Source organism: Stenotrophomonas sp. STEN147 (genome assembly GCF_056757995.1).
The window spans coordinates 64789-83467 of record NZ_JBRRCG010000012.1 but is presented as its reverse complement, the minus strand read 5'-3'; the positions used below and the strand labels follow the sequence as shown (position 1 = coordinate 83467).

At 59.0% G+C, this 18679-nt stretch carries 17 protein-coding genes and 1 pseudogene; 7 read left to right on the top strand and 11 right to left on the bottom strand.

Annotation, left to right across the window (positions count from 1 at the left end; genetic code table 11):
• Positions 1-162 precede the first annotated feature (162 nt).
• Entirely contained in the window at positions 163-687 is a 525-nt protein-coding gene (locus tag ACVOKU_RS13030; RefSeq protein WP_481560124.1) for a transporter, read from the top strand.
• A 92-nt stretch (positions 688-779) separates the two neighbouring features.
• On the opposite strand, the gene arsB is transcribed toward ACVOKU_RS13030, so the two are convergent.
• From arsB to ACVOKU_RS13015, 3 genes are read right to left on the bottom strand one after another with little or no spacing between them, the layout of a single operon-like run.
• Positions 780-1826 (bottom strand): ACR3 family arsenite efflux transporter, encoded by a 1047-nt coding sequence (gene arsB / locus ACVOKU_RS13025; protein ID WP_481560123.1) that lies wholly within the window; start codon positions 1824-1826, stop codon positions 780-782.
• A 14-nt stretch (positions 1827-1840) separates the two neighbouring features.
• Positions 1841-2344 carry an arsenate reductase ArsC gene (locus ACVOKU_RS13020; RefSeq protein ID WP_065182163.1) on the bottom strand — a complete coding sequence of 168 codons (504 nt, stop codon included), beginning with the start codon at positions 2342-2344 and terminating at the stop codon, positions 1841-1843.
• A gap of 38 nt (positions 2345-2382) precedes the next feature.
• Positions 2383-2712 (bottom strand): ArsR/SmtB family transcription factor, encoded by a 330-nt coding sequence (locus tag ACVOKU_RS13015; protein WP_481560122.1) that lies wholly within the window; start codon positions 2710-2712, stop codon positions 2383-2385.
• A gap of 17 nt (positions 2713-2729) precedes the next feature.
• On the opposite strand from ACVOKU_RS13015, the gene arsH reads away from it, so the two are divergent.
• Entirely contained in the window at positions 2730-3470 is a 741-nt protein-coding gene (arsH, locus tag ACVOKU_RS13010) for an arsenical resistance protein ArsH (RefSeq protein ID WP_065182062.1), read from the top strand.
• A 34-nt stretch (positions 3471-3504) separates the two neighbouring features.
• On the opposite strand, the gene ACVOKU_RS13005 is transcribed toward arsH, so the two are convergent.
• From ACVOKU_RS13005 to ACVOKU_RS12995, 3 genes are all read right to left on the bottom strand, one after another.
• Positions 3505-4029: a DUF6622 family protein gene (locus tag ACVOKU_RS13005; RefSeq protein WP_481560121.1), complete on the bottom strand. Its 525-nt coding sequence runs from the start codon at positions 4027-4029 to the stop codon at positions 3505-3507.
• 391 nt (positions 4030-4420) lie between these two features.
• Complete coding sequence (locus tag ACVOKU_RS13000) at positions 4421-6220, bottom strand: UvrD-helicase domain-containing protein (protein WP_481560120.1); 1800 nt, start codon at positions 6218-6220, stop codon at positions 4421-4423.
• The gene (locus ACVOKU_RS12995) at positions 6217-8058 is read right to left on the bottom strand and encodes an ATP-dependent nuclease (protein WP_481560119.1); all 1842 of its coding nucleotides are present in this window, start codon (positions 8056-8058) and stop codon (positions 6217-6219) included. Before ACVOKU_RS12995 ends, ACVOKU_RS13000 begins: the two co-directional genes overlap by 4 nt.
• Before the next feature lie 591 nt (positions 8059-8649).
• On the opposite strand from ACVOKU_RS12995, the pseudogene ACVOKU_RS12990 reads away from it, so the two are divergent.
• Positions 8650-9290 (top strand): annotated as a pseudogene (locus ACVOKU_RS12990) (IS3 family transposase); the annotation flags it as partial.
• 64 nt (positions 9291-9354) lie between these two features.
• Here ACVOKU_RS12990 and ACVOKU_RS12985 read toward each other — a convergent pair.
• The 4 genes from ACVOKU_RS12985 to ACVOKU_RS12970 all read right to left on the bottom strand — a co-directional run bounded on the left by ACVOKU_RS12985 (position 9355) and on the right by ACVOKU_RS12970 (position 14655).
• Positions 9355-10641, bottom strand: coding sequence for a TniQ family protein (locus ACVOKU_RS12985; protein WP_481560145.1), 1287 nt, complete (start codon positions 10639-10641; stop codon positions 9355-9357).
• Between the two features lie 22 nt (positions 10642-10663).
• Positions 10664-11686: a transposition helper protein gene (locus ACVOKU_RS12980; protein ID WP_481560118.1), complete on the bottom strand. Its 1023-nt coding sequence runs from the start codon at positions 11684-11686 to the stop codon at positions 10664-10666.
• A 55-nt stretch (positions 11687-11741) separates the two neighbouring features.
• The gene (locus ACVOKU_RS12975; protein WP_481560117.1) at positions 11742-14135 is read right to left on the bottom strand and encodes a transposase; all 2394 of its coding nucleotides are present in this window, start codon (positions 14133-14135) and stop codon (positions 11742-11744) included.
• 211 nt (positions 14136-14346) lie between these two features.
• A complete protein-coding gene (locus ACVOKU_RS12970) occupies positions 14347-14655 on the bottom strand; it encodes a hypothetical protein (RefSeq protein WP_481560116.1) in 309 nt (102 codons plus the stop codon).
• A 375-nt stretch (positions 14656-15030) separates the two neighbouring features.
• Here ACVOKU_RS12970 and ACVOKU_RS12965 point away from each other — a divergent pair, with 375 nt between their 5' ends.
• Positions 15031-15480, top strand: a complete 450-nt coding sequence (locus ACVOKU_RS12965; RefSeq protein WP_481560115.1) for an NIF family HAD-type phosphatase — start codon at positions 15031-15033, stop codon at positions 15478-15480.
• Between the two features lie 117 nt (positions 15481-15597).
• A complete protein-coding gene (locus ACVOKU_RS12960) occupies positions 15598-16353 on the top strand; it encodes a histidine phosphatase family protein (protein WP_481560144.1) in 756 nt (251 codons plus the stop codon).
• Positions 16354-16583: 230 nt separating this feature from the next.
• On the opposite strand, the gene ACVOKU_RS12955 is transcribed toward ACVOKU_RS12960, so the two are convergent.
• Positions 16584-16781, bottom strand: a complete 198-nt coding sequence (locus tag ACVOKU_RS12955) for a hypothetical protein (protein WP_481560114.1) — start codon at positions 16779-16781, stop codon at positions 16584-16586.
• Between the two features lie 282 nt (positions 16782-17063).
• Here ACVOKU_RS12955 and ACVOKU_RS12950 point away from each other — a divergent pair, with 282 nt between their 5' ends.
• Together ACVOKU_RS12950 and ACVOKU_RS12945 are read left to right on the top strand one after the other, a co-directional pair.
• Positions 17064-17264 carry a hypothetical protein gene (locus ACVOKU_RS12950; RefSeq protein ID WP_481560113.1) on the top strand — a complete coding sequence of 67 codons (201 nt, stop codon included), beginning with the start codon at positions 17064-17066 and terminating at the stop codon, positions 17262-17264.
• 192 nt (positions 17265-17456) lie between these two features.
• Positions 17457-18584, top strand: a complete 1128-nt coding sequence (locus ACVOKU_RS12945; protein ID WP_481560112.1) for a hypothetical protein — start codon at positions 17457-17459, stop codon at positions 18582-18584.
• The last annotated feature ends 95 nt before the right edge of the window (positions 18585-18679 follow it).

Below are 18679 nucleotides of genomic sequence, written 5' to 3'. Positions count from 1 at the left end.
GAAGTGAGACTGCGTTGTCTCGTCGGTCTTGGGCGAACAAGCCCCAGATGGTGTTCATGCCTGGGCAGTGTTCCCATCCCCCTTTGGCTTTCATGCGCATCGTTGCGGCGCATGCTCTTCCCTCTTTCGTTGTCGTCAGCGCAGCTGCGCAGGAGACGTCTGATGCCGGGGTTGACCGATGGGAAGCAACAACAGCGTGATGCACAGTGGTCCAAAGTCTCGAGATTGTTCTGGCCTGCAATGGCAATGAGCGCTGCACTCACCGCCTGCGCGGAGTTGCTGCACCGAACAGGCGCCTATCCTCGATCGGTCTTTGCCGGGAGCGATGTCGATGCACGTACGTCGTTGTACGTGGGACTGATGTACGTGTTCCTGGTTCCGACGTTGTTTCTTCGAATGAGACAACTGCTCTCACACTATCCGGTTCCTTGGAACCCCCGCAGAAAGCGTTGGTTGCTGGGCCTTTTTTCGCTCATTCTCTGCAGCGGAATGATCATGCTGCCGGTGATCGTGCTCGCTGTGGGAGATGACGCTGCTGGTCGTGGCCGGAGCGCGTACCGACTGTTCACCGGTAGCCTGTTCGGCACCTGTTTAGTGGGTGGCGTACTCGCATATGCGGCTGCCATGGCAGCTTGGCTACTGTCTGCAACCCCCAGGTTGCTGTTTCCGAAGCCTCCGTCCCGGTAACTGCCCTGCCGATAGATGCCGAGAGCCCGCGCCGGTGGAGACGCGCAAGGAGAGCGGGGTTCCGCCTCCGCCCAGAAGCAGGCATCGGCCCTCTACGACTGCCCGCGGTCACCCGCACCCTGCCTCTCGTACCAGCCTTCAGTACGGTTCACGATACGAACGACCGACAACATCACCGGCACCTCGATCAGCACACCGACAACGGTGGCCAGCGCGGCGCCCGAATGCACCCCGAAGAGCCCGACGGCGGTGGCGACCGCCAGCTCGAAGAAGTTGCTCGCGCCGATCAGCGCCGACGGGCCGGCCACGCAATGGGCGACGCCCAGACGACGGTTGAGCAGATAGGCCAGACCCGAAGTGAAATAGACCTGGATCAGGATGGGCAGGGCGATCAACCCGATGACCAGCGGCTGCTCCACGATCTGCTGACCTTGAAAGCCGAACAGCAGCACCAGTGTCAGTAGAAGGGCCGACAGCGAAACCGGGCCGAGTCGGGTCAGCGCCAGCTGCAGACCCGCCTCGCCACTGCGCGAAAGCATCCAGCGCCGCAGCAGGGCGGCAACACCGACAGGTGCAACGATGTACAAATCCACTGACAGCAGCAGGGTGTCCCACGGCACAGTGATCGCGGACATGCCGAGCAGCAACGCGACCACCGGCGCATAGGCCACCACCATGATCGCGTCGTTCAGCGCGACCTGGCTCAACGTGAAGTTCGCATCGCCGCGGCACAGGTTGCTCCACACGAACACCATCGCGGTGCAGGGCGCGGCTGCCAGCAGGATCAGGCCGGCGATATAGCTGTCGATCTGGCCGGCTGGCAGCCATTCCGCGAAGAGGTGACGCAGGAATACCCAGCCCAGCAGTGCCATCGAAAAGGGCTTGACCGCCCAGTTGATGAACAACGTTACGCCGATGCCTTTCCAGTGCTGCTGCAACTGGCGCATTGCGCCGTAGTCGACCTTCAGCAGCATCGGGATGATCATCAGCCAGATCAGTGCCGCGACCGGCAGGTTGACCTTGGCCACTTCGGCGGACGCCAGTGCCGCAAAGGCGCCGGGCAGGAGGTGTCCCAGCAGGGTACCGGCCGCGATGCACAGCGCGACCCACAGGGTGAGGTAGCGCTCGAACAGGCGCATGCGCGCGGGCGCCGTCACGGTGTGCTGTCGGTCGGCTGCAACCGGCCGATCTGATCCAGAGCGTTCTGCATTGCCTCGCGGTCGGACCACAACGATCCGGGCAGATCGATCAACGCACGCAGCCGCGATTTCACAATGGCATGCGCGCGTGCAAACGCGGCTGCTTTCTCGGCATCGCTGCCTGCAACTGCGGCCGGATCCGGCTGGCCCCAGTGGCTGCGAATGAAGTCGCCAAACACCACCGGGCAGGCGTCTGCCGCAGCCGAATCGCACACGGTGATCACCAGGTCCATGGGTGCAGCATCCACGAACTCATCCCACGATTTGCTGCGCAGCCCATCGATGGTGATTCCTTCGGCCTGCAGCTGTGCGAGCGCGAACGGGTTGACCTGGCCGGTCGGGTGGCTGCCTGCGCTGAATGCATTGAAACGTTCAGCGCCCCAGGCTCGCAGCGTGGCCTCGGCAAGGACGCTGCGGGCGCTGTTGCCGGTACAGAGGAACAGGACGTTGCGTGTCATGGTGCAGTCGTTGTGATGGCAGGAGGTTGGATCGGGCTTCAGCACTTGCATGCGGGCGCAGTGGGCCCGCACTCCTCGCTCGGCGAACCCGCGCAGCAGTTGTGCGTGAGGTACTCGATCAAGCCGGTCATGGCGGCGAAGTTGGCGCGGTAACAGACATTGCGGCCCTGGCTCTGGTTCTCCACCAGGCCGGCCTGTACCAGCTCCTTCAGGTGGAAGCTGAGTGTGGCCGGTGGCACCTGCAGGGCCGCCGCGATGTCACCGGCTACGCGCCCCGCTGGACCGGCTTCCACCAGCAGGCGGAAGGCCGCCAGGCGGGTGGCGTGGCCCAACGCGGTGAGCGCGACGATTGCATTTGACGTTTCCATATTTCTAGAATAGTCGAATGAATAAGACGATCGCAAGTACCCAGCTGCCGAATCTGAGGGAAGCCTCGCTGCCCCAGCCCGACCCCAGCCTGCTCGCCGCGGGGAATCTGGGACCGCCCCGCATCCTGCTGCTCTACGGTTCGCTCAGGCCGCAGTCGTTCAGCCGCAAGCTGGCCCTGGAAGCCGAGCGGCTCCTGCAGCATCTGGGTTGCGAAACCCGGGTGTTCGATCCGCATGCGCTTCCGATGGTGGACAGCGTGGACAGGAGCCACCCCGAAGTGCAGCGGCTGCGCGCGTGGTCGCAGTGGTCTGAGGGGCAGGTGTGGGTCAGCCCGGAACGGCACGGTACCGTCACCGGCGTGTTCAAGAACCAGATCGACTGGTTGCCGCTGGAGGACGGCAGCGTGCGGCCCACGCAGGGCAGAACGTTGGCCGTGATGCAGGTGAGTGGCGGCTCCCAATCGTTCAACACCGTCAACACCCTGAGGGTGTTGGGGCGCTGGATGCGCATGCTGACCATCCCCAACCAGTCTTCGGTGGCCAAGGCCTGGCAGGAGTTCGATGAGGACGGACGAATGAAGCCCTCGCCATACTACGACCGGGTGGTGGATGTCATGGAGGAACTGGTGAAGTTCACCCTGTTGACGCGGGGCCGGGCGGACTACCTGGTGGATCGCTACAGCGAGCGCAAGGGCGACGCTGCAGCGGCAGTGCTGGCGCAGGCCGCAGGGGCGACGACCGCAGCCGGCACCGGGTGACGGCGCCGTGCGCCGCCTCCCGGGTACGCCAGCCTCAGCCCGCAGCCCCCATCCGGGTGCTCCCCTCAAGGCGCGCCGCCGACAGATACCGGCAGTAGCGGCCGATGAAGATGCCGGTGAATCCACCGGACAGCAGCAGGTAGGCAGCGCTGAAACCTGCGTTGGCGCTCAGCGCGGGCGACACTGCGAGCGCCGTTTCGAAGCCATACTTCACCAGGAACGTGATGAGCAGCAGCGGCAGCAGGCTGTAATCCGCGCTGCGCCACAGCCGTCCCGTCGCACTGTTCATGGCTACACGCGCCCGGCGCAGCAACAGCCAACCCAGGCCCGTTCCTGCGCCGATGCCGACCAGCCACTCGCCCCAGGCCGACCACGATGCGCCGTAGCGGTGGCTGATGGACCACACCCCCCATGCCGCGAACACCGCCGGCACGATCGCCAGCGTGGGCAGCGAGGTTTCGCCGGGCTTCATGGCCGCGATGCCCCGGGTGATGAGAAACACCATCAGCACCCAGACCCAGATCGGAGTATGCGAAAGGAGTTGCTGGAACAGGTTCATGACACGTCCCCTTGGTGAGTACCGGCGAAGTGGCGCCGGGCGGTGACGCGTACTATTCGCGCCGGAGCCTTCCCGAACCAGTGACAGGTGTCAGCCGCCTGAAGGGACATGACGGGTAAGGGTGGCGCGGGCATGCAGCAGGAGCGCTGATAGACGGGCAACCAAAGGTTTGTCGCCATCCGCAACCATAGGTTGAGCCAATTTCCTGCGTCAATTGGTGCAAATATGGTTGCCAAGCACTCATAGTCTCCCCCGCTGACCGGCAGGAACCCAGTTCCATCGAGGGAAGCGTATTCAGGTCCGATCTAGCGGAAAACCTATGCTTGCTCCCATCCAGCTTCATCTCCTGCGTTGACGTTGATTCCAGTGCCGCCCCGTCCAATACGCCCATTCAGGGGGAACCGTTGTCATGTCCGGCCGTTGGGGCTGCAGCGGTAGCGGTTGCGTCCTTAAAGCCCTTTGCTTGGAGATCGGCACGAAGGCTCTTCAAAGCTGTTGCAGGGACAGCCAACCACAGCAGATCCCTTGCCCGGGTCACAGCCACGTACCCGATTCGCCCGTCCTCGGTGGAACCTCCGCTTAGCAGTGCAGATACATGCGGTTTCGTTGCCATGTAGAGGACGGCATCCAGGCTTTCGCCTTTGACCTGGTGCACGGTACTGATTTTGACCCGCAAGGGCTGATCGGCACCTAGGTCAGGCGGGCTCATTAGCGGTGAGCCGGGCAAACTCCTTTTCGAGAGCCGAGCACCGAGCGTGGACGATGTGTGGTTGAGACCGTGGGCCCTGCTCAGATTGGTCATCAGGACCCTTATACGTTGCAGCAGTGCCGGCTGCCAATCGCTAACAGCGGGCAGCGCCGCGCTGGGCAGGCCCGAGACCGGATCTCGCGTAAAAGCCCAAATGACACGACGAAGTGCTCGTTCCTCAGGGTACCTGGCAGGCTGAGTCAGGCGAGCAACGATGCCCTTGGGCGCGTTGTCGGTCAAACCCATGATGGCAGTTGCCACGAGTCTGAATGCTGTTGAGTAGTCGGAGTGGATATCGCGCACCATCGCTGCTTGGGCAAGGATCTTGGTCGTTCCCACGCCTGGCGCACCCTCATGCCCAGCCAGCTCGTTGGCCCACTTGCGTGCGCGGCAGAGCACGGCGGAGCGTGCTGGGTCCAAGCCAGCGGAGACCAGTGTTGCCTGGAAGGCCGCCACGACCTTCTTCGTATCGGCAGTCGTGTACGGAACGAAGTAGGCCCCGTGGAGCGTAGGTGGCGCCGTCCTATCCGGATGGTCCGTGCGCGCCGAGATTGCGTTGGCGAGATCGAGTACGGCCGGTACGGACCGATAGTTCCGCGTCAGGGCGGCCGCAGAAACACCGGGTTTGCTGTGGTAGCTGGACAGGAACGAGCCGGTCGCGCCCATGAACTCGTAGATGCCTTGATTGGGATCCCCAATAAGGGAAATCTGAGAGCCTGCTTGGCTGAGCCTCTCAATGATCACCTGGTGCAGCATGCCGATATCCTGGGCTTCATCAATGAGGATGTGGGGATAGCGACGCGCAAGGACTCGGAGGATCTCGGGTTGTTCGCGGAGGGTAAGGTCGACCCAGTAGCGCGCCAGCTCGTGGGTGTAAGCCCCCAGTTTTCCCAATGCTGCGGCAACCTTTGGGCCATTGTTGATCCTCGCCAGCATGCCGGAGTTCTGATAGAAGAAGCCCGTTGCAGCCCCAGAAGGGCCTATGACAACGCGATGGATATGCCCTTGGGGCACTGGGTAGCTAGCGGTTCTCGGCGATTCCACCCAGAAGCGACAGTCCTTTCCTAAAAGGAATGACTCGCTCCCTGATAGCAAGAACGGGGTCGTGGTACACCCCATCGTCCGATGGGCGTGGGGTCGCAGAATATTTGTCGTAATGAACCCGTCCAATGTGTCGATCTCGACACGCTGGTGGGACGGGATCTTGAGCGATCCCATTGCGAGTGCCTGGTACTCGCGCCTGAAGGTCTCCACGGCGATGTTCGAGAAGGACAGGAGTGCAACCCGGCCCCGGTGATCACCGAGGCATTGACGTATGTGGGCCAGCCTGCGTACAGCTGTGAAGGTCTTCCCACTTCCCGCGCAAGCGATGACCGACATCGGATGCAATGGTGCCGTGATGATCTTACCCTGTTCAACTGAAGGAGTAGTATCCGTGCTCATTCGTCTTCAGCCTTCTTAGGGCTAGGCTGACAAGCGTGCTCGACTGCAGACTGGATATACTTCGGAACAGTGAATTCTTCCTTTTTCGCCTTGGCGATCAGGTACGCCAAAGCTTGTGCAAAGCGCCCCTTCTGGACGTTCCCGTTCTTCCTCTCGAACATTCCGCTGAACAGTACTCGAGCCTTCTCTGCATCTCCAGTAGCGGCGTCTACCTTCTTCTCCAGGTTCGCAGAGATCTTCGGGTGTAGCTCCTTAAGCGCCGCCAGCATGATCTTGCGATTGCTGGCGTACAAGGCCAAGTCATACTCAAGCGTCTTCAGCCCATGGAAGATCTTGAGATATGAATCCTCGAACTTGAGCATACTCAAGGTATTGGCGGACACCTGCACCTTTTCGCCGATCGAAGGGTAGACAGCAGTCGCCTTCTTCTTTCCACTAGAGGTCCCATCTTCCGGCGCATGTTCGTCCGCTTCTGCGCCGCCATCGCCTTTTTCCTCTCCCTCTTCCTCCTCTTCACTCGGACCTGTTGGGTCTGCATCCGTAAGCACGGATACAGGAATCTTCAGCGCCTTCTCGCCGAACAGTGGAATGAATGAGTCGAAGTTGAGGCCTTCAACGCTGATGAGGCTTACCCCATGCTTACGTAGATCGTGACCGCACTTCTCGGCGAGCACACTGACAAGGACCAATTCCGCAGCGCCCTCGACCAGGATTGCGCGGCGTGCAAAGAAAAGCTCAGCCCGGGTGACGTCCAAATAGCGCTCAAGCTTCTCACGCTTTCCGACAGAAAACTTGATGTCTCGGGGAAAGAAAGTCTCCACCTTGATTCCGGTGTCAACAAGACAGGTGAGACTGTCGAGGTTGGCGATGCTGGCAAAGTTGGGTGAGTGGCTGGTAACGAACAGCTGGACAGGCTTCTCTTTGTCCACTGCCTTGATGGTCTCAAAGTATCCCAGGAGCACAGCCTGCAATTGGGGATGCAGATGTGCCTCGGGCTCCTCAATGATCAGGCCTCGATAGCTGGCTTGCGGGTTCTTGGTCAGCTCGCTGAGAACGACCGCCATGAAGATCAGATTGTTGAATCCGAGCCCATTTTGCTCAAGCTCGAACAGATCTACGGTAAGGGAGAGACGTGAAGCCAGGCGTTGGAAATCGCTGACGCTAACCCCCAGCTCAAGCAGCTGGGACAGCTGTGGCCCCAACATCTCGGAGTGGCGAGTCGTTATCGCCTTATGGGTGCTCACAATCGGCGCTTTCGTCTTGAGCTCATCATCCAGCAGCTTCAGTGCCTTATTGATCTCGATCTTGCCATCGTCATCAACGAGCAGCTGAAACAGTCGGGACAGCTGGCTTGTGCGGCCGGGCCTAAGAGCCTGAGAAGCATCGCGCAGGGGCTGTAGATAGACGCCACGAAGGTTTTCCATCATGTCCGCTGTCAAGCCGACATCATCATGGTCTCCGCACCAGCGCTTCGCTCTAAGTCGCCCCGTCTTATCCGCCTCGGAAAAGCTGATGGTGATATGCGCCTCCATCTGCCCGTCCTTGGCAGGCTTCAGGGCAGTCATGAAGTCAGCCTCATCATCGGGGCTCAACCCTCGGAAGACGTACCTGAACACGATGTTGCCGCTAGGCGATCCTGTCTTCGGCCGATGAATATCGTCCGAGTCCAACCGCGGGTAAGGTTCATCGTGCCCGGCAAGGAGAGACCTCAACGCATCGACAATGGCGGTCTTGCCCGCGTTATTCGCACCAACCAGGACGTTCAGTCCACTTTGGAAGTGCAGTACTGCGTTGTTGATCTTGCGGAAGTTCGAGATAGACAGCTCTGCCAAATACACCCTGATGTCTCCTTGTGCTCATGGCGGCGTAGCCGCCTCCTGTCCCTAGCTGCAGCACGACGATGGCCGGCTGACAGCCCTTATCTACCTGGGCAGATTCTACTCAATTCAGGGGAATTGGACGTTCCGGCAACCCTCGTACGCGCATCGCCCTTTGGTTCCCCGGTCCCTCAGGCAAGTAAGGGGCGACGTCGGATCCGTCCGCCCGCGAAGGCAGGGGGTACCTCTGGTAGCAGTGCCTTTCAACGCACCGACGCGCGATGAAGTGGCAGGCCCTATTCGGTCAATGCGGTGATTTCGCCTATACATGGTGGCGGAGTTTGATTGGAGACGGCCCTCATGAAGGACAACAGGTTGTTATTGCAATTCGTAACACTGATGTCCCCGGATCGCCAATTCTTTCGGGAACGGCCTGGCGTAGCCTTCTCTACCAGCGGCGCTGTCCATCGGCTGCCTTGAGTCAATCGACTTCTCACATCTGGAAACTTGGCTGTGGCAACCAATCAAATTTGCAGTGTTCTCGGAGTTTCAAAGCCTGTCATTCAGGCCCTGCTCTCATGGCTGACGGATGCGCGCCTTGTCGCCGCCGTCAGCAACGCCGGGCGGGTAGCGCGCCTGATGGCCGCCGACGGCCTGCAGGGATGGCCACACCGTAAGCGTCGCGGGCGTCACGCAACTCCGGCCACGACACCGCCGGGCGTGGTCAATCTGCTTGAACACGATTTTCTCGCGCTGGAGCCGGAAACCAAGTGGGTGACTGATATTACTGAGATCGAGACCCGGCAGGGCAAGCTGTATCTGTGCATCGTGCTGGATCTGTACGACCAGCGCATCATGAGCTGGTCAATACACGATCGACAGGATCGCCAGATGGTCACCCGGGCTGTGCAGATGGCGGTGCGGCAGCGTCAAAGAAGCGATGAGGTAATCCTGCATTCGGATCGTGGCAGCCAGTTCCTCAGCCGCGACCACCAAGGGGCTCTGGTGGCTAACGGGCTGATCTGCTCGATGAGCGCTGTGGGTCATTGCGGCGACAACGCGGCCTGCAAAGGCTCTTTGGGCTACTCAGGCGTGAGCGGATCTATCGGAGAAACTGCACCATACTTGATGCAGCACGAGCGGGTGTGTTTGACTACATAGAGCGACGCCATAACCCAAGGATGCGACGAAGGGTCGCCAGGCAGGACCAGAAGGTTGCAGCTCTTTTAGAACCGTCCTTGATATCGGGGTAGAACCCCGCGCAGTTGAACAACCCGCTCGGCTGCGCAGGGACGTGATGTCTTCTTCTGGCCTTCTTCAGCGGCACGGGACGGGATCACCGGAAGCTCGGAAGGCCGGAGAATGCATGGCCTTTGTAATAACAACTGCGGTCCGGGCGCACTCTCTAGCGATCTCTGCCGAAATGGCGAATCTCTTCAGAACTTCACTTGCCACGCCCCGCTCGCGCATGCCGCTCTTAAGCAGGGTCATGGACAGGGCCATAATTCTGCTCGCCATGTTCCGACCCGCAAGAAGGTCTTGGCCAGGATGCCTCTGAAGATCTAGGTAGACGCTGAATGATGGCGCACGGTGGATAGAACTTTTTCGTTTAGAAACCAAAAATAAGCTAAGGAACTGCTGGCTAGGGAACACACGCGTATTGGCCTTGCAGAGCGCGTGGAGCACGACTTCGAATTTCCTCGCCTGAGCCCCCCAGTCCTCTAGATCAAAAGCGATCTCGCCGTCCACCTCATGGCCTGGAAACAATGAAGTCGACGAGGCCGGAACTGGTTCGGTCAAAATTCCGATGATGTCAACAGATTTGATGGCAGATAGGTTGAGTAGCGTTCTGAAAGTGGTGGTAGTTCTTCTGAAGCGAATTGCATCCCTCCAGAACCTGTTATGAACGATCTTCAGCCTATCCAATGTCCCATCTTGAAGGAGCCCATCAAAGAAACGTTGATAGTTCTCCGCAGGAATAACCACATCAGGGTTGGTTGCGGTCCAGCGCACGACGTCCTCGATCGAGGCGTTGGCCCAGGACTGAAGTACGCTCGGCCTCTCGTGCGTGGCTGCGCGCGCTAGACTGCAACCGCAATAGGCGCACGTGGCCGCGTTGCCCCTTCGCAACTGCTGACTGTTGCCGCATTCTTGGCAGCGATCAATGATTCTGACTGAGTGCAAGGAGCAATGCGAGTAGTGAAGGAAGTTCCAGATGAGCCTCTCACTTAGACCGTCACTCTCGCCAGCCTCCAGCAGGCACTCTGGACACCAGCGGCGATTGATGCCAGCAAGGCCGCCATCCCGCATCTGCAGGACATTAATGAAAGGCGAGAGCGTGCAGCCGACCAGCCGTTGGTTAGTCAGCTGCTCTAGCGCGCGTGCGCGGTTAAGGCTCACCTGTCCTGGTCCAACGAAGCTATTTCGCTCACTCAGTCCATTTCTTGGCTGACCCGCAACTTTGTCGAGCACTCCTGCGAGGTGTGTCTTTGTAAACCCGGTCGTTTCGCACATCCTCTGGAAGTACCCTCCAAGTGACTCAGTCTGGGCGGTGCCTCCGTCGATCGGTGCAATTGGCGGCAGTGCTGTCCACCGATACCGCATGTGTGCCGTAGTCATTTTCGCTCTACTCCCCCGTACCCATGCGCTTGAGGAAGTCAGCAATTCTCTTCTCACCGTTCAACGGCCTCTGATCCGCAAGCTTGTTGAAGGCCAGCACGCTGCTCCACACGGTTCCAAGCTCCTTCTCGCTTGAGGAGCTGGCGTGCAAGTGCGCTTCAGTGATGCTGTTCGCTCCCTCATTCTTTCGGCGGAGCTCAGCCCTATGGACGACGTCGATAGTGGGGCCGAACACGCCAGCACCATTTGCGTACATCAAATCAGTATTTTTAACGAGGAGCTTTGGATCGGACAGGTTGAAGCTCTGCCCGATACCCTTCAGCACTGCAACGAAATCCCGCTCGTCTTGGGAATTCTTCAGGTCATACGGCCGGATGTAGACGAACCGGGATCGATTCCAGACGTCGGGGTGTCCCGCCCACAAACTCTCCGCAGTGTGGGTAGCCAGCATCACTATTACGCAGCCGATTTCTTCAATCAGTCGCACAAGGTTCGACATGTACCCATAGCTGGTTTGATGAAGATGCACCATCGTCAAGGTTGCCGCTTCTTCCAGGAAGATGTACTTAAGTTGACGTTGCTTCGCCACAGATTCGAAGCTGTGCTGCAATCTCGGCTGCGACTGCGTTGCCCTCACTCTCTTCCACAGCTGATTGTTTACCTCTGCCTCCGCCTGGACATGGTGCGCATCAGTACTGACCGATCGGTCCTTGTTCTCCAGCCAGCCGAAGTCGGGGTCCACCACGGCGTGATGGAGGCGCAGCGTGAGATCCTTGGAGTTGAACTTTCCTCGATCATTGGCCATTGCACGCACCGATATCAAAGGAAGCGTGCCAGCTGGCCAGAGGCTCTGCTTCCCGGCAAGGGCGGGAAGAATAGCTTGTCTGATCTCACTCTTGCCCGATCCAGAAGGAGCCAATGCCCAGACGAACGTACCTGGGCGCGCACCTTGGATGGCATTCAGGAGCTCGGAGTAGGCCGTCCTCATGCGGCTATGATTCACAAACGGAATTCCAGAGTTGCTGTCCACTATCGGTTCCTGTGAATTTGAATGACTGGCGCGGGCTTGCCCCCAATTGCACAAACTACGGCGACTCAATATCGTCAAAGTCATCCATCGCTCGCTTCTTGATTCCGCGCAGAGCGATCTCGTCAAGCGCGTCATATGATTGCGAAGGGAGGCTACTGGAGTCCGCCTCCCCCGGCTTGGGATGAGCCGCGGTGTTGGGCTTCGCGTTCGCGGCTGCCGTACGCATCGCCTGAGCGTGCCTCGCGCTCTGTTTTGCTTCGCGGAGCGATGGCGCGTAGAGCTGGTCATACATACCTCTGAACGACCGCTCAATCAGGGTGGAGTTAGCTAGAGGCCCGATCAAGTTGCAGAACGCCTTGAACAGTCCACGATTCGTCCTAACCCAGATGAAGCTCGGGTCCTCCGGGTCTGTTCGAAGCTGCTCAACCTCGAATGACGCGTCGAGCTCCCTCAGTTCATTGGAGTGAAAGTACCGACCATTCACCTCGAACCCTCGTCCGGGTACATACTTGTTATTGCTGTGGGGGATCGCGGTTCTGAAGAGGAATTCTTCGTCAAGCACTGCGTGCAGGCCGGCACTAGGAAAGAGAAGATCTGCGTGGGCTGCCCGTTCGGCCGGACTTGCGAAGCCTTGTACAGGGACGCTCGGGAAGTGCTCATAAAGCGTTTCCCTGGCCACCGTGTGAACTGTTTCAAAGCGGTGCTTGGCAGTTTTGTAGCTCTTGAACTTCCCATCCACGCCTCGGCCCGCCTTGTCGGGATCGGTGCTACCGACAAGCTCATGGCTGACCTGGGAATTGAACCTTCCAAAGTATCGTTCTACGTCCGAGTTGAACCTCGAACCTGCCGTTGGGCAGATGTGGATTGAGAACTGATATCGCAAAGCCAGAGCAGTGAGAAAGTGCGACTGATTCTCCGTTCCTCGATCGACAAAGATGCTGTTGAATAGTCGTCCATGTCTGCGGACGTAGTCACGTATCAGGATGGCCAAACCATCGCGCCGTGCTGGCCCGAAGACAATGGAATGCGCCATCGGCAGGTCAGTCGCCTCATCTGTCCCTAGATAAATCAGAGGGCACTCTGCGCTTGCTCCCATTCCATCGTCGCTCACCACCCTCACGTCAACTTTGGTACTGTCCACGTGCAGGACTGCATGTTTGGCTAAGGCCCTGCCGGACCGGTCACGCGCGTCCGAGCGTGGCCGTTGCTTTTGGTAGCCACGCATTCCCTGCGTTGCCAAAACCTTACGCAGCTCTAGGCGCGGATCAGCGAGCTTGCGTTCGAAGGCCTGGCGGCTCTGTGGCGACTCACCGTCAGCTTCACAGGCCTTCTTGTGCGCAATGTATGCGTCCTTCTTCTGTGAATACTTGCCTGCGGCGTATGCGCGAACTGCCTCAGTCGTTCTCTTCTCCTGAACGGGGGTAAGGCGGCTCATTCGGTTTCCGCTTGCATGAAACCTGGTAAGGCACTGCTCGAGTTCGTTGTCACCTCTGCTTCGCGCCTCGGTCACCTTCCGCGCTATCTCACGCAGGTGTTTGGGGACGGCTGTACCCTTCGCATGCGCGGATTGGATCAATGCGAGCCGCCTTTCGGCGTTGGTGGCGTCGACTAGCGTCGCCGTTGCGAACGCCGAGTTCAGTTGATTGCGAGATTGCCTGGCAACCTCAAAGAAGTTGCTCCCTATCTCAATAGCCTGAGCCTGACTCAAAGTCAAAAAGAAGTTGCTCGTGTCCGTGAGCGGAACATGCTCAACTGGACCGAAGGCCCAGCGGGTTCCAAGCAGAAGCGCCGCTCGGCTCACGTTGAATCCCTCGATAGTCTCGATCATCCAATCGAGGCTCTTGGGTCCGTCGGCGAGATGCGCACGGATGCGCCTGCCCAAGGCTTGAGCCTCGTTGGCGGGTACCATACGCACCTCGTTATAGATGACCTGCAGGTTCCGGAGTGGCGTGTCGACGCGGGAGGGACTGAGCCACAGGACGTGCTCCATGCCGCGCTGCCTTGCCCAAGGACCATAGGCAAGGTTCTGAAGATTTCCATCGACGTCGACCCATTCACCGGACTTTGCCGCAAGCAAGCTGTCACGAGCGGAGCCGGCCTTGCATTCGACCAGCTCAATGCGACGGGTGCGGACGACCAGAAAATCCAAGGTGCCGCTCCTTACATGATTGCCAAGTCTCACTCCCTTACAGGCAACCTGCGGGAAGTAGCCAAGCACATCCGGATCCAGCTCCAGAGTCAGCGCGAACATGTGTTCAACGGTATGACTTTCCAGCGTGATCAGCTGGCCACATTTCACTGAGTTGAAGTGAGTCACAACGTTGTTCAGCGCGCCCTTTCCTGGCTTCCGCGCTGGACTCGAGCTAGCCATCTCAAGGATGTGCTGTCGCTGTTCGACAGTTAAGCCCTCATGCTCCCGCAGACGCTGGGCCAGTTCTTCTTGATTCATGGAACCCTGCCTATCTACTGGGAGGCGAGCAGCCGCCTCCCTCCCGGAATGCCTAGGGGTTGATTCTTATCGGGGTAAGGGGGTAGATTCGGCATAGCGGTAGTCATCGCTGCGCCTCAAACAGACCCCGGCCTGCCAGCCGGGGTTTGTCTTTTCTGCCCCAGAGAGTGTTCTTAGCTCATCTGGAGGTCCTCCATGTGGAAGATCGGGATCATTGAGTGGCCTCCCGATTGCTGACGGTCTCCGCGCTGCGCGCTGCGGTGAACAGCCATTGCGCGAGATCTCTGGAGCGGATCATGCGGCCCTTCCTCCCAGGGATGGTTGAGGTCGCTATACCCAGTCGGTTGTCATATGCCGCGCGCCTAGCGGCGCTGATGCTGTTGTAGCCGAGCAGCATCCAGACTTCTGAGAGCCGGACATAGAGCCCGTACTCCTCCGCCACCTGCTCGGCGAGCTGATCAGGAGTCGTTGCGCGAAGTGCGAGCGTTTGTATCGACAAGGGCACCATGTAGGCGAGCATCACTCACTCGCTTTCATATTGCAAACAGTGGGCACATCCTCCCGTTCGTGGTGCATGGATTATCTGATTACGTATCAGATCAACTGATATGCATGCGGTTACAGCGGTTGCCATGTCAGATGATTCAGGACGGGATTGTAGGTCGTGTATTGCGATACGATTGGGACGCTGCCAGCTGTGGAGTTTCTTTGCCGCGGCGACCTGAGCGAACTTAGGGATGTGCGATCTCACTTGGACGGGCAGCACGCCAGCACCTAGACAAGCGAATGCCATTCACCACGGGCCGTGAAGCAGGTCGATGCGGCTTGCTGCTATCTATGCAGACCTGAAGCGATCTGTCTTTCGTGTACTTCTGGCTAATGATCAGGGGGATGTATGAGGCCAACCATTCTTGCAATGGACTTAGAAGGAACGCTGATCTCAAATGCTGTCAGCCAGATCCCACGCCCCGGTCTATTCGCGTTCCTGGAAACGATGCGGGCCGAGTTCAGTCAGCTAGTACTCTTTACCACTGTTCCGGAGTCAAGAGTGCGAGAGATTTGTAGCCTTCTCGTGGCGGAGGGCGTGGCCCCGCGCTGGTTTGGGCAGCTTTCCTATGTTTCGTGGCACGGACCAACGAAGGACCTGCGATTTGTCACATCTCACGTCGGTAAAGCCCTTCTGCTAGACGATCATGCGCCTTATGTGCATCCCGGTCAGGAGTCTTGGTGGGTAGAGATCCCGTTGTTCGGCTCACCCTACGCCGACGATGACACTGGGTTAGTCCTGGCCCGCTTAAGAATAGAAGAGCGACTTGCGAAACTCTCGTTGGGGGGCGGGAATTGAGGCGGCTCTAGCAGGACGTCAAATATGATCGCGGTCGCACGGCGTGCAGTTAGAAAGAATGTATTGGGAGTGTCTGGTTCTCCCTCTCGCTAGAACCGTCGGACAGATGAGCAGGAGATAGGTGTGCAGCAGAACAGTGCGATGGAAGGGGCAACCGCGCGGTGGCCGGAGCGGATCTGGGTGGTACGGCATGGCCAAAGCGACGGAAACGTTGCGCGTGACCACGCTGAAGCAAACAACATCACCTTGATCGAGTTGGAACACCGTGACGCGGACGTACCGTTGTCTTCGCTCGGGGAGCGGCAGTCGAAAGCGCTAGGTTCCTGGGTATTGGGGCTTGCCGAGCACCAACGTCCACAGATCGTGCTGACTTCTCCGTACGTGCGTGCAAAGCAGACCGCCCAAGCCGTGGTCGACGCGCTCGGCCGCGACCGCCGTCTAATCATTGATGAGCGCCTACGTGAGAAGGAGTTCGGCGTTCTGGACCGCTACACCTCTAGTGGCATCGTCGCTACCTTCCCGGAGCTGGCCGCGCAGAGACAACTAGTAGGAAAATTCTACTTTCGCCCACCGGGTGGAGAAAGCTGGTGTGATGTCATCTTGCGGCTGCGCGGCGTGGTCGGGGACCTCCAACGCAACCACGCCGGTGCACGCGTGATGATCGTCGCTCACCAAGTGATTGTGAACTGCATGCGATACCTCTTGGAGGGCATGGACGAGCAGACCATCCTCGACATCGACCGCGAAGGCGATGTGCCCAACTGTGGGGTCACCGAGTACTATGCTGCCCAAGGTGGGCAGCTTGCCTTGGTGCATGCCAACTACATCTCGACTGAACTGGCCGAGGCTCCAACCGCCGCCTCGCCGGATTAACCCACTGGAGTCAGGTGACGTGCCGTACCGGACTGTGCAGCGGTATCGCCTTAAGCGGTGAGGGCCCATCCTCTGCTGGCACCCCGGCGCAACAAGGAAGAGCGAAGAGGACGCTCAACCCGTTGCCTTCAGGGCGTACCCGACAAGGACTGACACGCAGGAAGGCATGCCTGCCCGCTGTGGAACAGTCGTCCCATTCCGGCCAGGAGCAGACCCTTCCTTTACACCAATCAACCCTGCTCCGACTGCGTAGGGGAGTTGGCCAGCAGCACCCGGTGTCCCAGTAGATCAATCTTGGCCAGGCCGAACAGGCTGGCGACGGAGTGGGGCAGGGTGCGCGCCTTGGATCTGGCCCAGGGCTCGAGCTCACCGACCGTGTAGGGTCGTAGATGTTGGAGGTAGCGGGCAGCGGCGTTCAGGTCGTTCATACCGGCACTTGTAACCTAGAGATTCGACCGTAACACGAATCGGTGACGGTCAATCTTAGCTGTTACAGTCCCGCGCGCGATCGACCCTGGTGCCCATGCAGACGAACGCCCCGTTCAGACTCCGGCTGCTCCCTTGCTCACTGATGGGGGCGCTGACGGAGGGCCGCCAGCAGCAGGTCATATCGAAACGGGGGGGATCCGCTCACGCCAAGCGGTCAGGCGGTCCACATCGCCTCCTCGGACCGCATCGAGGTAATCCGAACGCGATCGGAGCAACTGGTGATGCTCACCACTGTGCCGGAAGAGCGTTTTCAGACGATCGCCGCACTACTTGCTCGAGAAGGCGGCGCACTTGACTGGCTCGCATCACTCCAGTACGTCAGTTGGTCGGGAGAGACGAAGGACCTACGACTCGTTTCGCCGCATCTAGTCGATGCCTTGGTGCTCGACGATTACGGCCCTTATGTGCATCCTGGTCAGTAGTATCTCTGGGTGCAAATCCAATTATTTGGAACTCCCTATCCAACAGAGGATAATGGAGGGTCTGTATTGACTTACAGGTCGTACTCTATTTTGCATTGATTACACCTAAAGTTGGCGGTAGGGCGGCCGATATTTTCAAGACGTGTGCCGTCCAACCCGGACAGCCAAGGATTTGGATTTCAAGGAATTTCCATGGAAGGGCGTGAACTCGTTGCGTTTAGTGCTGCGCTTATCGCCGCATTGCTATCAATTGCCAAACTTATTGCGGACAAAGAGTCCAGAATCTCCGACTTCCGGAAGGATTGGATCAACAGTTTTCGTGCAGCACTGTCAGAGATGTTGGGCGAAGCCTACGCGATCTCTGGCCGGATCAAGATCAAAATTCGACATGCGGAGGCAGCCAAAGAGATGGCCGCCAAGCTGCCCGCCGCACCGGCCCCGCAGGAAAGTGCAGCCGTGCAAGCTGAGACGCCGCCGGCAAGTGCCTCCTCATCTCAGGTGGCATTCCCCACTCCACCTTCGGATGCAAGTGCCCTAGCCAGCGCTGCCCATTCAGATGAGAAGGCTCCGGAGGCAGACCGAGCTGACCCTGGCTTGTTGGACAAGGACGAGATCTCAGAGCTTGAGGAGGAGCTTACAGACCACTGGAACACCCTCAGGAAGGCTCACCGCACTGTTCTGCTGCATCTTAATTTTAGTGAAACTGCTTGGGGAACCTATCCCTACGACCAAGGCATTTCTCCCGATGTAAAGGCGGCCGCGGCGTGGAAGCGACTGCTGGCTTCCAGCAACCTCTCACGAGGACTTGGAATTACCAGCCCATACGATGCTACTCAGAACGGCAAGCCCTCCGAGGCATCGGTCTTGCTGGTTGCTGAATTGGATCAGCTGGTCAAGCACCTGCTGGGTAAGTACTACGAAGTCGGCACCGACAAACGGTACGAGGTGATCAAAGGATCAATCGACAATGCCACGCTGCTGGGTAACCTCGTCTTGAAGCCTGAGTGGAATCGCATCAAGCGCGGCGAGGATAGGTACAACTTCCTGCTCTGTGTCTTGGGTACGGTATTCCTGTTCGGCGCCCTAGCCTTGGCTCTGTTTGCTTTCGCGCCGAGAAAGCCAGCGTCCGTGCCGGCTGCAATCAGCATCCAATTGCCTCTCGATCGCCAGAACCCCTCCAGGTGCACAGAACCAGCCATGACACGTCCCACGTGGACAAAGATGTACTCCGGCCTCGAGCCGGCCAGCGCCGACTGTCTGCAACCGACGCCTGACGAGAATCCAGCGAGACACCGCCAGAATTCTCAAGCGCCGCAGTAGGTGGCGTATCCAGTAGTAATCGCCTGCACCGCGATCACGTGGTAACAATCGCGAATTATGATCAGGTTGAGAATTAGTCGGCCGAACACTTTACG

Coding starts and splice junctions, on each gene's coding strand:
- ACVOKU_RS13030 (WP_481560124.1), top strand. CDS start 163: ATGCCGGGGTTGACCGATGGGAAGCAACAACAGCGTGATGCACAGTGG.
- arsB (WP_481560123.1), bottom strand. CDS start 1,826: ATGCGCCTGTTCGAGCGCTACCTCACCCTGTGGGTCGCGCTGTGCATC.
- ACVOKU_RS13020 (WP_065182163.1), bottom strand. CDS start 2,344: ATGACACGCAACGTCCTGTTCCTCTGTACCGGCAACAGCGCCCGCAGC.
- ACVOKU_RS13015 (WP_481560122.1), bottom strand. CDS start 2,712: ATGGAAACGTCAAATGCAATCGTCGCGCTCACCGCGTTGGGCCACGCC.
- arsH (WP_065182062.1), top strand. CDS start 2,730: ATGAATAAGACGATCGCAAGTACCCAGCTGCCGAATCTGAGGGAAGCC.
- ACVOKU_RS13005 (WP_481560121.1), bottom strand. CDS start 4,029: ATGAACCTGTTCCAGCAACTCCTTTCGCATACTCCGATCTGGGTCTGG.
- ACVOKU_RS13000 (WP_481560120.1), bottom strand. CDS start 6,220: ATGAGCACGGATACTACTCCTTCAGTTGAACAGGGTAAGATCATCACG.
- ACVOKU_RS12985 (WP_481560145.1), bottom strand. CDS start 10,641: ATGCGGTATCGGTGGACAGCACTGCCGCCAATTGCACCGATCGACGGA.
- ACVOKU_RS12975 (WP_481560117.1), bottom strand. CDS start 14,135: ATGAATCAAGAAGAACTGGCCCAGCGTCTGCGGGAGCATGAGGGCTTA.
- ACVOKU_RS12970 (WP_481560116.1), bottom strand. CDS start 14,655: ATGCTCGCCTACATGGTGCCCTTGTCGATACAAACGCTCGCACTTCGC.
- ACVOKU_RS12965 (WP_481560115.1), top strand. CDS start 15,031: ATGAGGCCAACCATTCTTGCAATGGACTTAGAAGGAACGCTGATCTCA.
- ACVOKU_RS12955 (WP_481560114.1), bottom strand. CDS start 16,781: ATGAACGACCTGAACGCCGCTGCCCGCTACCTCCAACATCTACGACCC.
- ACVOKU_RS12950 (WP_481560113.1), top strand. CDS start 17,064: ATGCTCACCACTGTGCCGGAAGAGCGTTTTCAGACGATCGCCGCACTA.
- ACVOKU_RS12945 (WP_481560112.1), top strand. CDS start 17,457: ATGGAAGGGCGTGAACTCGTTGCGTTTAGTGCTGCGCTTATCGCCGCA.